The organism is Bacillus sp. K7 (assembly GCF_053903245.1).
Genome location: NZ_CP096406.1, coordinates 81,955 through 95,676 on the forward strand (window position 1 = coordinate 81,955; position 13,722 = coordinate 95,676).

Consider the following 13,722-nt stretch of genomic DNA (forward strand, 5'->3'; position numbering starts at 1 on the left):
TTTGTATTTCTGCATCAAATATGCCGTGTCTGTTTCGAATGATATTCTTGGAAGAGAAATTCACTTTTTTCACCAACAAGATTGCTTTACAATAAAAATCAAGCAAAAAAGAAAATAGAGGAATGATATAAATGGCACAACGCAGACCGGCAGGCAAAAAAGTACCTTTTCTAAAAGACTCATTCTTACAACAATTTGAGAAACTTGCACAAACCAAAAAACATCATGTGCTGCTTGAAAGCGCGAGAGGCGGCAGATACAGTATAGCCGGTCTTGATCCAATTGCGACTGTAAAAGGAAAAGACGGGATGACGACTATTAAGCATGGTGATGAGATACTGTTTAAAGAAGGTGACCCATTACGCGCCTTCCACAGCTGGTTTAAAACGCTGGAAACAGAAACAAATCATGAGCTTCCGGATTTTCAAGGCGGGGCAATCGGTTTCCTCAGCTATGATTACGCACGTTACATTGAAAATTTTAAAATGCTGTCACTAGATGATTTGGAAACGCCAGATATTTATTTTCTTGTATTTGATGATATAGCAGTTTATGACCATCAAGAAGAGTCTCTGTGGCTGATTACTCATGTTAATGATTCTGATCACGCATCCGCTGACGCGAAGTTATCTGGGCTGGAACAGATGTGGCTGACTGAGCTTCCGGCTATTCCTTCGCGAGAGATAAAGCATGAAACGGACGGTTCCTTCGCGGCGCCATTTACTGAGGATGGATTCTCGCAGGCTGTAGAGAAAATCAAACAATACATCGCCAGCGGAGATGTGTTTCAGGTTAATCTATCAGTAAGGCAGTCACAGTCACTGTCTGCCCACCCATATCAAGTTTACAAAACCCTGAGAGAAGTAAATCCTTCTCCTTATATGGCTTATTTAGAGACACCTGATTTCCAGATCATTTGCGGATCGCCTGAACTTCTTGTCAGCAAAAAGGGTAAACGATTAGAGACGAGACCGATTGCAGGCACCCGTTCAAGAGGGAAAACTGATGAAGAAGATAAGGCGCTCGCAAACGAATTGATCCATAATGAAAAAGAACGCGCTGAACATGTCATGCTGGTTGATCTTGAGCGAAATGATTTAGGGAGAGTATCAAGGTACGGGTCTGTGAACGTGAACGAGTTTATGGCCATCGAAAAATACTCGCATGTGATGCACATCGTATCTAACGTTCAAGGGGAACTGCAGGATGGGTACGATGCTGTAGATATTATTCATGCCGTATTTCCCGGAGGAACCATTACAGGTGCTCCCAAAGTAAGAACGATGGAAATTATAGAAGAACTTGAGCCGACACGCCGCGGGCTTTATACTGGATCTATAGGGTGGTTTGGATATAACAACGATCTTCATTTTAATATCGTCATCCGAACCATTTATGCAACCGGAGGGCAGGCATTCATGCAGTCCGGCGCAGGAGTTGTGATTGATTCTGTTCCAAAGCACGAATACAGGGAATCATTCAAAAAAGCTTTTGCGATGCAAAAGGCGTTAGAGCTGAGCAAAGAAGAGACCAAAAATGAGATGAGGAGAGCTGAGACATGATTTTAATGATTGATAACTACGATTCATTCACGTACAACTTGGTGCAGTATTTAGGCGAGCTTGGGGAAGAATTGATTGTGAAACGCAATGACGACATCACGATTGAAGAAATTGAAGATCTGTCTCCGGATTTTCTGATGATTTCACCCGGACCGTGCAGCCCCGATGAGGCAGGGATTAGCCTAGAAGCAATTAAACATTTTGCAGGAAGAATCCCCATTTTCGGTGTTTGTCTCGGACATCAGTCCATCGCACAAGTGTTTGGTGGTGACGTGGTGAGAGCAGAGCGGCTGATGCACGGAAAAACCTCGAATATCGAGCATGACGGCAAGACAATCTTTGAAGGTTTGAAAAATCCCCTTGTTGCGACTCGTTATCACTCGCTAATCGTAAAACCTGAGACACTGCCAAGCTGTTTTACAGTAACAGCACAAACGAAAGAAGGAGAAATCATGGCCATTCGCCACAATGACCTCCCGATTGAGGGCGTGCAATTTCACCCGGAATCCATTATGACCTCATTTGGGAAAGAAATGCTCAGAAATTTCATTGAGACATACCGCAAGGAAGTTATTGCGTGATGATATATGTTAACGGCCGGTATATAGAGGAGAAAGATGCAGTTCTTTCTCCTTTTGACCATGGTTTTTTATATGGGATCGGTGTTTTCGAAACCTTCAGGCTCTACGAAGGGTGTCCGTTTTTACTTGATTGGCATATAGAAAGGCTTGAGCGTGCGCTCTTAGATCTGCAAATCGAATATACTGTTTCAAAGCATGAGGTTCTTGAGATGCTGGACAAGCTGCTTTGGCTGAATGATATCAGGGATGGCGATGCCCGCGTCAGATTGAACATATCAGCCGGCATCAGCGATAAAGGCTTTGTTGCCCAGACTTACGATAGCCCCACTGTTTTATGTATTGTGAACCAGCTGAACCCAGAAAGCCTTCCTATGCAAAAAGAAGGTAAGGTTTTATCAATAAGGAGAAACACACCAGAGGGCACGTTCCGATTAAAATCTCATCATTATTTAAATAATATGTATGCGAAAAGGGAAATCGGAAATGATCCGCGTATCGAAGGGATTTTCTTGACGGACGATGGAGCTGTTGCAGAAGGCATCATATCAAATGTTTTCTGGAGAAAAGGCAGCTGCATTTACACTCCGTCTATTGATACAGGTATTCTGGACGGCGTCACGAGACGTTTTGTCATTGAAAATGCAAAGAAATTAGGACTGGAGCTCAAAACGGGCCGATACGCGCTGGAAGCTCTTTTGACAGCTGATGAAGCGTGGATGACAAACTCGGTTCTGGAAATCATCCCATTTACTAAAATAGAAAATGCAAGCTATGCGGGTCAAAGCGGAGAAGCGTTCTCTGCACTTCAAATGCTTTACAAAAAAGAAATAAAGAACATGATTCATGAAAAGAGGGGAAGAGAATGGCGCAGCAAACAATAGACCAAACACAAGTAATCCACACCAAGCCCAGCGCTTTATCATATAACGAGAAGACACTGGTGATGGGGATTTTAAACGTAACGCCTGACTCTTTCTCGGACGGCGGAAAATATGACAGCTTGGACAAAGCGTTGCTGCACGCGAAAGAGATGATCGATGACGGTGCCCATATCATTGACATCGGAGGAGAATCCACAAGGCCCGGCGCCGAGTATGTGTCAGAGGATGAGGAAATGTCCAGAGTGATTCCTGTAATTGAGCGTATCACAAAAGAACTGGGCGTGCCGATTTCTGTAGATACGTACAAGGCTTCTGTCGCAGATGAAGCTGTTAAAGCCGGCGCATCTATCATCAATGATATTTGGGGAGCGAAACATGACCCGAAGATGGCATCTGTTGCAGCCGAACACAACGTTCCGATTGTTCTCATGCATAACCGCCCAGAGAGGAATTACAATGACTTATTGCCGGATATGTTATCGGACTTATTGGAGAGTGTGAAAATCGCTGTTGAGGCCGGTGTGGAGGAGAAGAACATTATTCTTGATCCTGGAATTGGTTTCGCAAAAACCTATCACGATAATTTGGCAGTGATGAACAAACTCGAGATTTTCAGCGGACTGGGGTATCCGGTTCTTTTGGCAACCTCCCGAAAAAGATTCATCGGACGTGTGTTGGATCTTCCGCCTGAGGAGCGGACTGAGGGCACAGGTGCAACTGTGTGTCTCGGGATTCAAAAAGGCTGCGACATCGTCAGGGTCCATGATGTAAAACAAATTGCCAGAATGGCGAAAATGATGGACGCAATGCTGAATAAGGGAGGGAAGCACCATGGATAAAGTCTATGTAGAAGGAATGGAGTTTTACGGATATCACGGTGTGTTCAAAGAGGAAAACAAGCTTGGTCAGCGGTTTAAAGTTGATCTAACCGCTGAGCTGGATTTAAGCAAAGCCGGACAAACAGACGACCTTGAGGAAACGATCAACTACGCTGAGCTCTATCACGTATGTAAAGATATCGTAGAAGGGGAACCTGTGAAATTGGTGGAAACACTGGCGGAACGTATTGCTGAATCTGTCCTTAACAAATTTAAGCCAGTAAAGCAATGTACTGTGAAAGTCATTAAGCCCGATCCGCCAATTCCCGGACACTATAAATCAGTAGCGATTGAAATCACGAGAAAAAAATCATGAACAATATAGCTTATATTGCGCTTGGGTCGAACATTGGAGATAAAGAAAAGTATTTAAGGCGAGCGGTGACATTGTTGCATCAACATGATGAGGTGACAGTTACTAAAGTATCCTCTATTTACGAAACTGATCCGGTCGGATACGAAGATCAAGCTGAATTCTTGAATATGGCTGTTGAAATCACGACATCGATGAACCCTTTTGAACTTCTAGAACTGACACAGCATATAGAATATGAGTTAGGCAGAACAAGGGAAGTAAGATGGGGACCGCGGACGGCAGACCTTGACATTTTGCTGTTTAATCGTGAAAATATTGAAACAGAGCAACTAATTGTTCCGCATCCGAGAATGTATGAGCGTTTGTTTGTCCTTGTGCCGCTCGCGGAGATTTGCCAGCAGGTTGAAGAAGAGGCAATAAGCGCGGAAACAGACCAAGAAGGTGTAAGAGTATGGAAGCAGATATCTGGGGTAGACGAATTCGTGCATTCAGAAAGCTGAAAGGTTATACTCAAGAAGGATTTGCAAAAGCATTAGGTATATCAGTTTCTATTCTCGGCGAAATTGAACGCGGAAACCGATTGCCGTCAGCTGACATCATTCAAGGTGCAGCAGATGTTTTAAATATAAGCGTGGACGAATTAGCGCCGTCAGAAAAAGATAACAAATGATGAAGGGAGGTCAAATATGTTTAAAATCGGAGATATTCAATTGAAAAACCGGGTTGTCCTTGCCCCGATGGCTGGTGTCTGCAACTCGGCATTCAGGTTGACTGTAAAGGAATTCGGTGCTGGGTTGGTATGCGCTGAAATGGTCAGTGACAAAGCGATCCTTTACAACAATGCAAGAACCATGGGGATGCTTTACATTGATGAACGCGAAAAACCGCTCAGCCTTCAAATCTTTGGAGGAAAAAAGGAAACCCTTGTGGAAGCGGCGAAATTTGTAGACCAAAACACAACTGCTGATATTATTGATATTAATATGGGATGCCCTGTACCGAAGATTACAAAATGTGACGCGGGAGCGAAATGGCTTCTCGATCCTGATAAGATTTACGAAATGGTTTCTGCAGTAGTGGATGCCGTTGATAAACCAGTTACAGTAAAAATGAGAATGGGTTGGGATGAAGACCACATTTTCGCAGTGAAAAACGCACAGGCTGTAGAACGTGCCGGCGGAAAAGCAGTTGCGCTCCACGGCCGTACAAGAGTTCAAATGTACGAAGGAACCGCAAACTGGGACATCATTAAAGAAGTAAAACAATCAGTATCAATTCCGGTTATCGGAAACGGCGATGTTAAGACGCCGCAGGATGCTAAGCGTATGCTCGATGAAACAGGAGTAGACGGTGTCATGATTGGTCGCGCTGCATTGGGCAATCCGTGGATGATTTACCGTACGGTTCAGTACCTTGAAACAGGTGAATTGAAAGAAGAGCCGCAAGTACGCGAAAAGATGGCTGTATGCAAACTGCACCTTGACCGCCTGATTGACTTAAAAGGTGAAAACGTAGCGGTAAGAGAAATGAGAAAGCACGCTGCATGGTATCTGAAAGGCGTAAGAGGCAATGCGAATGTTCGTAATGACATCAATCATTGCGAGACAAGAGAAGAGGTTGTGCAGCTTTTAGATGCATTTACTGTTGAAGTTGAGGCAAAAGAGCTTCAAAACGCAAAAGTAGGATAATACTCACCTCTATTTGCTGCTCACTGCCAGTTTTATGCTGGCAGTTTTTCTGCTTTTTTCATGAAACAATATCTGTAATGGAGTGATAACAATGAGTCAAGAAGAGCAAAACCATGAAGAATTGAATGACCAGCTGCAAGTCAGACGCGATAAAATGAACCAGCTGAGAGATAACGGCATTGATCCGTTCGGCGCACGTTTTGAAAGAACTCATCAATCTCAGGAAGTTATTTCAGCATATCAAGAACTAACCAAAGAAGAGTTAGAAGAAAAAGCGATTGAAGTCACAATCGCAGGCCGCATGATGACAAAACGAGGTAAAGGAAAAGCTGGTTTTGCCCATCTTCAGGACTTAGAAGGCCAAATCCAAATCTATGTACGAAAAGACAGTGTCGGTGATGACCAATACGAAATCTTCAAGTCTTCTGACCTCGGGGATCTTATCGGTGTAACCGGAAAAGTCTTCAAAACAAATGTAGGCGAATTGTCTGTTAAAGCAACTTCTTTTGAATTGCTGACAAAAGCGCTTCGTCCGCTTCCTGACAAATACCATGGTTTAAAAGACGTTGAGCAGCGCTACCGCCAGCGCTATCTGGATCTTATCGTAAATCCAGACAGCAAACATACGTTCATCGCACGAAGCAAGATCATTCAAGCTATGAGAAGATACCTTGATGATCACGGATACTTAGAAGTAGAAACACCGACAATGCATAGCATTCCTGGGGGCGCTTCTGCACGCCCGTTTATCACCCATCACAATGCATTGGATATTCCGCTCTACATGCGTATTGCAATTGAACTGCACCTAAAACGTCTGATTGTCGGCGGATTAGAAAAGGTTTATGAAATCGGCCGTGTTTTCCGTAATGAAGGTGTCTCTACACGCCATAACCCTGAATTCACGATGATTGAGTTATATGAAGCATATGCGGACTATAAAGATATCATGAGCTTAACTGAAAACCTCGTTGCTCATATTGCCCAAGAAGTGCTTGGTACGACTACGATCCAATACGGTGAAGAACAAATCGACCTTAAACCTGAATGGAAAAGAATCCATATGGTTGACGCAGTCAAAGAAGCGACTGGTGTTGATTTTTGGGAAGAAGTTAATGTTCAACAAGCGCGTGAATACGCAAAAGAACATGGCGTAGAGATAAAAGATTCTATGACGGTAGGCCATATCATCAACGAATTCTTCGAACAAAAAATCGAAGAAACGCTGATTCAGCCAACGTTTATTTACGGACATCCTGTAGAAATCTCTCCTCTAGCCAAGAAAAATCCAGAGGACCCGCGTTTTACAGATCGTTTTGAACTGTTTATCGTTGGCCGTGAACATGCAAACGCGTTTACAGAGCTGAATGATCCTATTGATCAAAGAGAACGTTTTGAAGAGCAATTAAAAGAACGTGAAGCTGGTAACGATGAAGCTCATTTAATGGATGAAGACTTTGTTGAAGCTCTGGAATACGGCATGCCGCCAACAGGAGGCTTAGGAATTGGTATCGACCGTCTGGTTATGCTGCTGACGAATGCACCTTCTATTCGTGATGTGCTGTTATTCCCGCAAATGAGACAGCGCTAATAAAGAAGAGCGGCATCCTTCAAGTGAAAGGATGCCGCTCTTTTTAAATCCTTAAGTATTTCTTCAAAAAAACTATTGCACTATTATTTACAAGGTGGTATATTATTATTCGTTGCCGCTAAACAAGGCAATGATCAAAAAAGAAATTCAAAAAAGTTATTGACTTCACTGAGTCAGCGAGTTATAATAATAAAGTCGCTTAAACGAAGTCGACGAACAAAATGATCTTTGAAAACTAAACAAGACAAAACGTACCTGTTAATTCATTTTTTATAAATCGCACAGCGATGTGCGTAGTCAGTCAAACTTTTATCGGAGAGTTTGATCCTGGCTCAGGACGAACGCTGGCGGCGTGCCTAATACATGCAAGTCGAGCGGACAGATGGGAGCTTGCTCCCTGATGTTAGCGGCGGACGGGTGAGTAACACGTGGGTAACCTGCCTGTAAGACTGGGATAACTCCGGGAAACCGGGGCTAATACCGGATGCTTGTTTGAACCGCATGGTTCAAACATAAAAGGTGGCTTCGGCTACCACTTACAGATGGACCCGCGGCGCATTAGCTAGTTGGTGAGGTAATGGCTCACCAAGGCAACGATGCGTAGCCGACCTGAGAGGGTGATCGGCCACACTGGGACTGAGACACGGCCCAGACTCCTACGGGAGGCAGCAGTAGGGAATCTTCCGCAATGGACGAAAGTCTGACGGAGCAACGCCGCGTGAGTGATGAAGGTTTTCGGATCGTAAAGCTCTGTTGTTAGGGAAGAACAAGTGCCGTTCGAATAGGGCGGCACCTTGACGGTACCTAACCAGAAAGCCACGGCTAACTACGTGCCAGCAGCCGCGGTAATACGTAGGTGGCAAGCGTTGTCCGGAATTATTGGGCGTAAAGGGCTCGCAGGCGGTTTCTTAAGTCTGATGTGAAAGCCCCCGGCTCAACCGGGGAGGGTCATTGGAAACTGGGGAACTTGAGTGCAGAAGAGGAGAGTGGAATTCCACGTGTAGCGGTGAAATGCGTAGAGATGTGGAGGAACACCAGTGGCGAAGGCGACTCTCTGGTCTGTAACTGACGCTGAGGAGCGAAAGCGTGGGGAGCGAACAGGATTAGATACCCTGGTAGTCCACGCCGTAAACGATGAGTGCTAAGTGTTAGGGGGTTTCCGCCCCTTAGTGCTGCAGCTAACGCATTAAGCACTCCGCCTGGGGAGTACGGTCGCAAGACTGAAACTCAAAGGAATTGACGGGGGCCCGCACAAGCGGTGGAGCATGTGGTTTAATTCGAAGCAACGCGAAGAACCTTACCAGGTCTTGACATCCTCTGACAATCCTAGAGATAGGACGTCCCCTTCGGGGGCAGAGTGACAGGTGGTGCATGGTTGTCGTCAGCTCGTGTCGTGAGATGTTGGGTTAAGTCCCGCAACGAGCGCAACCCTTGATCTTAGTTGCCAGCATTCAGTTGGGCACTCTAAGGTGACTGCCGGTGACAAACCGGAGGAAGGTGGGGATGACGTCAAATCATCATGCCCCTTATGACCTGGGCTACACACGTGCTACAATGGACAGAACAAAGGGCAGCGAAACCGCGAGGTTAAGCCAATCCCACAAATCTGTTCTCAGTTCGGATCGCAGTCTGCAACTCGACTGCGTGAAGCTGGAATCGCTAGTAATCGCGGATCAGCATGCCGCGGTGAATACGTTCCCGGGCCTTGTACACACCGCCCGTCACACCACGAGAGTTTGTAACACCCGAAGTCGGTGAGGTAACCTTTTAGGAGCCAGCCGCCGAAGGTGGGACAGATGATTGGGGTGAAGTCGTAACAAGGTAGCCGTATCGGAAGGTGCGGCTGGATCACCTCCTTTCTAAGGATATATTACGGAATATAAGACCTTGGGTCTTATAAACAGAACGTTCCCTGTCTTGTTTAGTTTTGAAGGATCATTCCTTCGAAACGTGTTCTTTGAAAACTAGATAACAGTAGACATCACATTCAATTAGTAAGACAAGATATCACATAGTGATACTTTTTAACGGTTAAGTTAGAAAGGGCGCACGGTGGATGCCTTGGCACTAGGAGCCGATGAAGGACGGGACGAACACCGATATGCTTCGGGGAGCTGTAAGCAAGCTTTGATCCGGAGATTTCCGAATGGGGAAACCCACCACTCGTAATGGAGTGGTATCCATATCTGAATTCATAGGATATGAGAAGGCAGACCCGGGGAACTGAAACATCTAAGTACCCGGAGGAAGAGAAAGCAAATGCGATTCCCTGAGTAGCGGCGAGCGAAACGGGATTAGCCCAAACCAAGAGGCTTGCCTCTTGGGGTTGTAGGACACTCTGTACGGAGTTACAAAGGAACGAGGTAGATGAAGAGGTCTGGAAAGGCCCGCCATAGGAGGTAACAGCCCTGTAGTCAAAACTTCGTTCTCTCCTGAGTGGATCCTGAGTACGGCGGAACACGTGAAATTCCGTCGGAATCCGGGAGGACCATCTCCCAAGGCTAAATACTCCCTAGTGACCGATAGTGAACCAGTACCGTGAGGGAAAGGTGAAAAGCACCCCGGAAGGGGAGTGAAAGAGATCCTGAAACCGTGTGCCTACAAGTAGTCAGAGCCCGTTAACGGGTGATGGCGTGCCTTTTGTAGAATGAACCGGCGAGTTACGATCCCGTGCAAGGTTAAGCAGAAGATGCGGAGCCGCAGCGAAAGCGAGTCTGAATAGGGCGCATGAGTACGTGGTCGTAGACCCGAAACCAGGTGATCTACCCATGTCCAGGGTGAAGTTCAGGTAACACTGAATGGAGGCCCGAACCCACGCACGTTGAAAAGTGCGGGGATGAGGTGTGGGTAGGGGTGAAATGCCAATCGAACCTGGAGATAGCTGGTTCTCTCCGAAATAGCTTTAGGGCTAGCCTCAAGGTAAGAGTCTTGGAGGTAGAGCACTGATTGGACTAGGGGCCCCTACCGGGTTACCGAATTCAGTCAAACTCCGAATGCCAATGACTTATCCTTGGGAGTCAGACTGCGAGTGATAAGATCCGTAGTCGAAAGGGAAACAGCCCAGACCGCCAGCTAAGGTCCCAAAGTATACGTTAAGTGGAAAAGGATGTGGAGTTGCTTAGACAACCAGGATGTTGGCTTAGAAGCAGCCACCATTTAAAGAGTGCGTAATAGCTCACTGGTCGAGTGACTCTGCGCCGAAAATGTACCGGGGCTAAACGTATCACCGAAGCTGCGGACTGTTCTTCGAACAGTGGTAGGAGAGCGTTCTAAGGGCTGTGAAGCCAGACCGGAAGGACTGGTGGAGCGCTTAGAAGTGAGAATGCCGGTATGAGTAGCGAAAGAGGGGTGAGAATCCCCTCCACCGAATGCCTAAGGTTTCCTGAGGAAGGCTCGTCCGCTCAGGGTTAGTCGGGACCTAAGCCGAGGCCGAAAGGCGTAGGCGATGGACAACAGGTTGATATTCCTGTACCACCTCCTCACCATTTGAGCAATGGGGGGACGCAGGAGGATAGGGTAAGCGCGGTATTGGATATCCGCGTCCAAGCAGTTAGGCTGGGAAATAGGCAAATCCGTTTCCCATAAGGCTGAGCTGTGATGGCGAGCGAAATATAGTAGCGAAGTTCCTGATTCCACACTGCCAAGAAAAGCCTCTAGCGAGGTGAGAGGTGCCCGTACCGCAAACCGACACAGGTAGGCGAGGAGAGAATCCTAAGGTGATCGAGAGAACTCTCGTTAAGGAACTCGGCAAAATGACCCCGTAACTTCGGGAGAAGGGGTGCTCTGTTAGGGTGCAAGCCCGAGAGAGCCGCAGTGAATAGGCCCAGGCGACTGTTTAGCAAAAACACAGGTCTCTGCGAAGCCGTAAGGCGAAGTATAGGGGCTGACGCCTGCCCGGTGCTGGAAGGTTAAGAGGAGCGCTTAGCGTAAGCGAAGGTGCGAATTGAAGCCCCAGTAAACGGCGGCCGTAACTATAACGGTCCTAAGGTAGCGAAATTCCTTGTCGGGTAAGTTCCGACCCGCACGAAAGGCGCAACGATCTGGGCACTGTCTCAACGAGAGACTCGGTGAAATTATAGTACCTGTGAAGATGCAGGTTACCCGCGACAGGACGGAAAGACCCCGTGGAGCTTTACTGCAGCCTGATATTGAATGTTGGTACAGCTTGTACAGGATAGGTAGGAGCCTTGGAAACCGGAGCGCCAGCTTCGGTGGAGGCATCGGTGGGATACTACCCTGGCTGTATTGACCTTCTAACCCGCCGCCCTTATCGGGCGGGGAGACAGTGTCAGGTGGGCAGTTTGACTGGGGCGGTCGCCTCCTAAAAGGTAACGGAGGCGCCCAAAGGTTCCCTCAGAATGGTTGGAAATCATTCGCAGAGTGTAAAGGCACAAGGGAGCTTGACTGCGAGACCTACAAGTCGAGCAGGGACGAAAGTCGGGCTTAGTGATCCGGTGGTTCCGCATGGAAGGGCCATCGCTCAACGGATAAAAGCTACCCCGGGGATAACAGGCTTATCTCCCCCAAGAGTCCACATCGACGGGGAGGTTTGGCACCTCGATGTCGGCTCATCGCATCCTGGGGCTGTAGTCGGTCCCAAGGGTTGGGCTGTTCGCCCATTAAAGCGGTACGCGAGCTGGGTTCAGAACGTCGTGAGACAGTTCGGTCCCTATCCGTCGCGGGCGCAGGAAATTTGAGAGGAGCTGTCCTTAGTACGAGAGGACCGGGATGGACGCACCGCTGGTGTACCAGTTGTTCTGCCAAGGGCATCGCTGGGTAGCTATGTGCGGACGGGATAAGTGCTGAAAGCATCTAAGCATGAAGCCCCCCTCAAGATGAGATTTCCCATTCCGCAAGGAAGTAAGATCCCTGAAAGATGATCAGGTTGATAGGTCTGAGGTGGAAGTGTGGCGACACATGGAGCTGACAGATACTAATCGATCGAGGACTTAACCACATTTTGATTGATGTCACATCTGTTATCTAGTTTTGAGAGAACATCTCTCTAAAAGGCGGAAAGAAACTCCGCTAAGGGCTCTCACATCCTGTGAGAAACGCCCAGTACCTTCATCCCGAAGGCATTTGTTTGGTGGCGATAGCGAAGAGGTCACACCCGTTCCCATGCCGAACACGGAAGTTAAGCTCTTCAGCGCCGATGGTAGTCGGGGGTTTCCCCCTGTGAGAGTAGGACGCCGCCAAGCAGTTGCACGCTAGTGCAATAATGGAGGATTAGCTCAGCTGGGAGAGCATCTGCCTTACAAGCAGAGGGTCGGCGGTTCGAGCCCGTCATCCTCCACCATTTTGCCGGTGTAGCTCAATTGGTAGAGCAACTGACTTGTAATCAGTAGGTTGGGGGTTCAAGTCCTCTTGCCGGCACCACTTTTATATGATATAATACTCAAGTCTCTTCTAAGAAGAGCCATTAGCTCAGTTGGTAGAGCATCTGACTTTTAATCAGAGGGTCGAAGGTTCGAGTCCTTCATGGCTCACCATTTTTACGCGGGTGTGGCGGAATTGGCAGACGCGCTAGACTTAGGATCTAGTGTCTTTATGACGTGGGGGTTCAAGTCCCTTCACCCGCATTATATAGGATAACAGTTATCAAAACTGGACATCCTGTCTGCGGAAGTAGTTCAGTGGTAGAACACCACCTTGCCAAGGTGGGGGTCGCGGGTTCGAATCCCGTCTTCCGCTCCAACTATACCATCCACGCCGGGGTGGTGGAATTGGCAGACACACAGGACTTAAAATCCTGCGGTAGGTGACTACCGTGCCGGTTCAAGTCCGGCCCTCGGCATTAAATTTTGCGCCCGTAGCTCAATTGGATAGAGCGTTTGACTACGGATCAAAAGGTTAGGGGTTCGACTCCTCTCGGGCGCGCCATTATTTTAATGGAATAGACAATCGGGAAGTAGCTCAGCTTGGTAGAGCACATGGTTTGGGACCATGGGGTCGCAGGTTCGAATCCTGTCTTCCCGACCATTTCAATGGGGCCTTAGCTCAGCTGGGAGAGCGCCTGCTTTGCACGCAGGAGGTCAGCGGTTCGATCCCGCTAGGCTCCACCAAATGTTTTTAAAAAAGTTGTTGACTTTGAAGAAGTAACGTTATATACTAATAAAGTTACTTTAACAAAGCGCACAAACAAAATGATCTTTGAAAACTAAACAAGACAAAACGTACCTGTTAATTCATTTTTTATAAATCGCACAGTGATGTGCGTAGTCA

The 13,722-nt window shown here is 47.2% G+C and carries 9 protein-coding genes, 9 tRNA genes and 3 rRNA genes; all 21 read left to right on the forward strand.

What is annotated here, in order from left to right; translation table 11 throughout:
• The first annotated feature begins 131 nt into the window (after positions 1-131).
• The 21 genes from M1D98_RS00440 (at position 132) to M1D98_RS00540 (ending at position 13,562) form a co-directional block, all read left to right on the forward strand.
• Positions 132-1,562 (forward strand): anthranilate synthase component I family protein, encoded by a 1,431-nt coding sequence (locus tag M1D98_RS00440; RefSeq protein ID WP_268529124.1) that lies wholly within the window; start codon positions 132-134, stop codon positions 1,560-1,562.
• Positions 1,559-2,143, forward strand: a complete 585-nt coding sequence (gene pabA, locus M1D98_RS00445; protein ID WP_121641703.1) for an aminodeoxychorismate/anthranilate synthase component II — start codon at positions 1,559-1,561, stop codon at positions 2,141-2,143. The genes M1D98_RS00440 and pabA overlap by 4 nt, the downstream gene beginning before the upstream one ends.
• Positions 2,143-3,024 (forward strand): aminodeoxychorismate lyase, encoded by an 882-nt coding sequence (pabC, locus tag M1D98_RS00450; RefSeq protein WP_456280211.1) that lies wholly within the window; start codon positions 2,143-2,145, stop codon positions 3,022-3,024. The genes pabA and pabC overlap by 1 nt, the downstream gene beginning before the upstream one ends.
• The gene (folP, locus tag M1D98_RS00455) at positions 3,006-3,863 is read left to right on the forward strand and encodes a dihydropteroate synthase (protein ID WP_129550807.1); all 858 of its coding nucleotides are present in this window, start codon (positions 3,006-3,008) and stop codon (positions 3,861-3,863) included. The genes pabC and folP overlap by 19 nt, the downstream gene beginning before the upstream one ends.
• On the forward strand, positions 3,856-4,218 hold the full coding sequence (folB, locus tag M1D98_RS00460) for a dihydroneopterin aldolase (RefSeq protein WP_039076423.1): 363 nt from the start codon (positions 3,856-3,858) through the stop codon (positions 4,216-4,218). The genes folP and folB overlap by 8 nt, the downstream gene beginning before the upstream one ends.
• Positions 4,215-4,718, forward strand: a complete 504-nt coding sequence (gene folK / locus M1D98_RS00465) for a 2-amino-4-hydroxy-6-hydroxymethyldihydropteridine diphosphokinase (protein ID WP_456279900.1) — start codon at positions 4,215-4,217, stop codon at positions 4,716-4,718. The genes folB and folK overlap by 4 nt, the downstream gene beginning before the upstream one ends.
• Entirely contained in the window at positions 4,670-4,888 is a 219-nt protein-coding gene (locus tag M1D98_RS00470; RefSeq protein ID WP_039076421.1) for a helix-turn-helix domain-containing protein, read from the forward strand. Before folK ends, M1D98_RS00470 begins: the two co-directional genes overlap by 49 nt.
• Before the next feature lie 16 nt (positions 4,889-4,904).
• A complete protein-coding gene (dusB, locus tag M1D98_RS00475; protein WP_100739311.1) occupies positions 4,905-5,906 on the forward strand; it encodes a tRNA dihydrouridine synthase DusB in 1,002 nt (333 codons plus the stop codon).
• A 91-nt stretch (positions 5,907-5,997) separates the two neighbouring features.
• A complete protein-coding gene (lysS, locus tag M1D98_RS00480) occupies positions 5,998-7,497 on the forward strand; it encodes a lysine--tRNA ligase (RefSeq protein WP_121641707.1) in 1,500 nt (499 codons plus the stop codon).
• A gap of 309 nt (positions 7,498-7,806) precedes the next feature.
• Positions 7,807-9,356, forward strand: a 16S ribosomal RNA gene (locus M1D98_RS00485).
• A 170-nt stretch (positions 9,357-9,526) separates the two neighbouring features.
• Positions 9,527-12,454 (forward strand): 23S ribosomal RNA (locus M1D98_RS00490).
• Between the two features lie 128 nt (positions 12,455-12,582).
• Positions 12,583-12,698, forward strand: a 5S ribosomal RNA gene (gene rrf, locus M1D98_RS00495).
• The 16S, 23S and 5S rRNA genes sit together here with 9 tRNA genes alongside, the layout of an rRNA operon.
• 22 nt (positions 12,699-12,720) lie before the next feature.
• Positions 12,721-12,796 (forward strand) — tRNA-Val (locus M1D98_RS00500).
• A 4-nt stretch (positions 12,797-12,800) separates the two neighbouring features.
• A tRNA-Thr gene (locus M1D98_RS00505) sits at positions 12,801-12,876 on the forward strand.
• A 37-nt stretch (positions 12,877-12,913) separates the two neighbouring features.
• Positions 12,914-12,989 (forward strand) — tRNA-Lys (locus tag M1D98_RS00510).
• A 7-nt stretch (positions 12,990-12,996) separates the two neighbouring features.
• Positions 12,997-13,079 (forward strand) — tRNA-Leu (locus M1D98_RS00515).
• A gap of 40 nt (positions 13,080-13,119) precedes the next feature.
• Positions 13,120-13,194 (forward strand) — tRNA-Gly (locus tag M1D98_RS00520).
• Between the two features lie 14 nt (positions 13,195-13,208).
• Positions 13,209-13,294, forward strand: a tRNA-Leu gene (locus tag M1D98_RS00525).
• A gap of 9 nt (positions 13,295-13,303) precedes the next feature.
• Positions 13,304-13,380: transfer RNA gene (locus M1D98_RS00530), tRNA-Arg, on the forward strand.
• A gap of 22 nt (positions 13,381-13,402) precedes the next feature.
• A tRNA-Pro gene (locus M1D98_RS00535) sits at positions 13,403-13,479 on the forward strand.
• A 7-nt stretch (positions 13,480-13,486) separates the two neighbouring features.
• Positions 13,487-13,562, forward strand: a tRNA-Ala gene (locus M1D98_RS00540).
• The last annotated feature ends 160 nt before the right edge of the window (positions 13,563-13,722 follow it).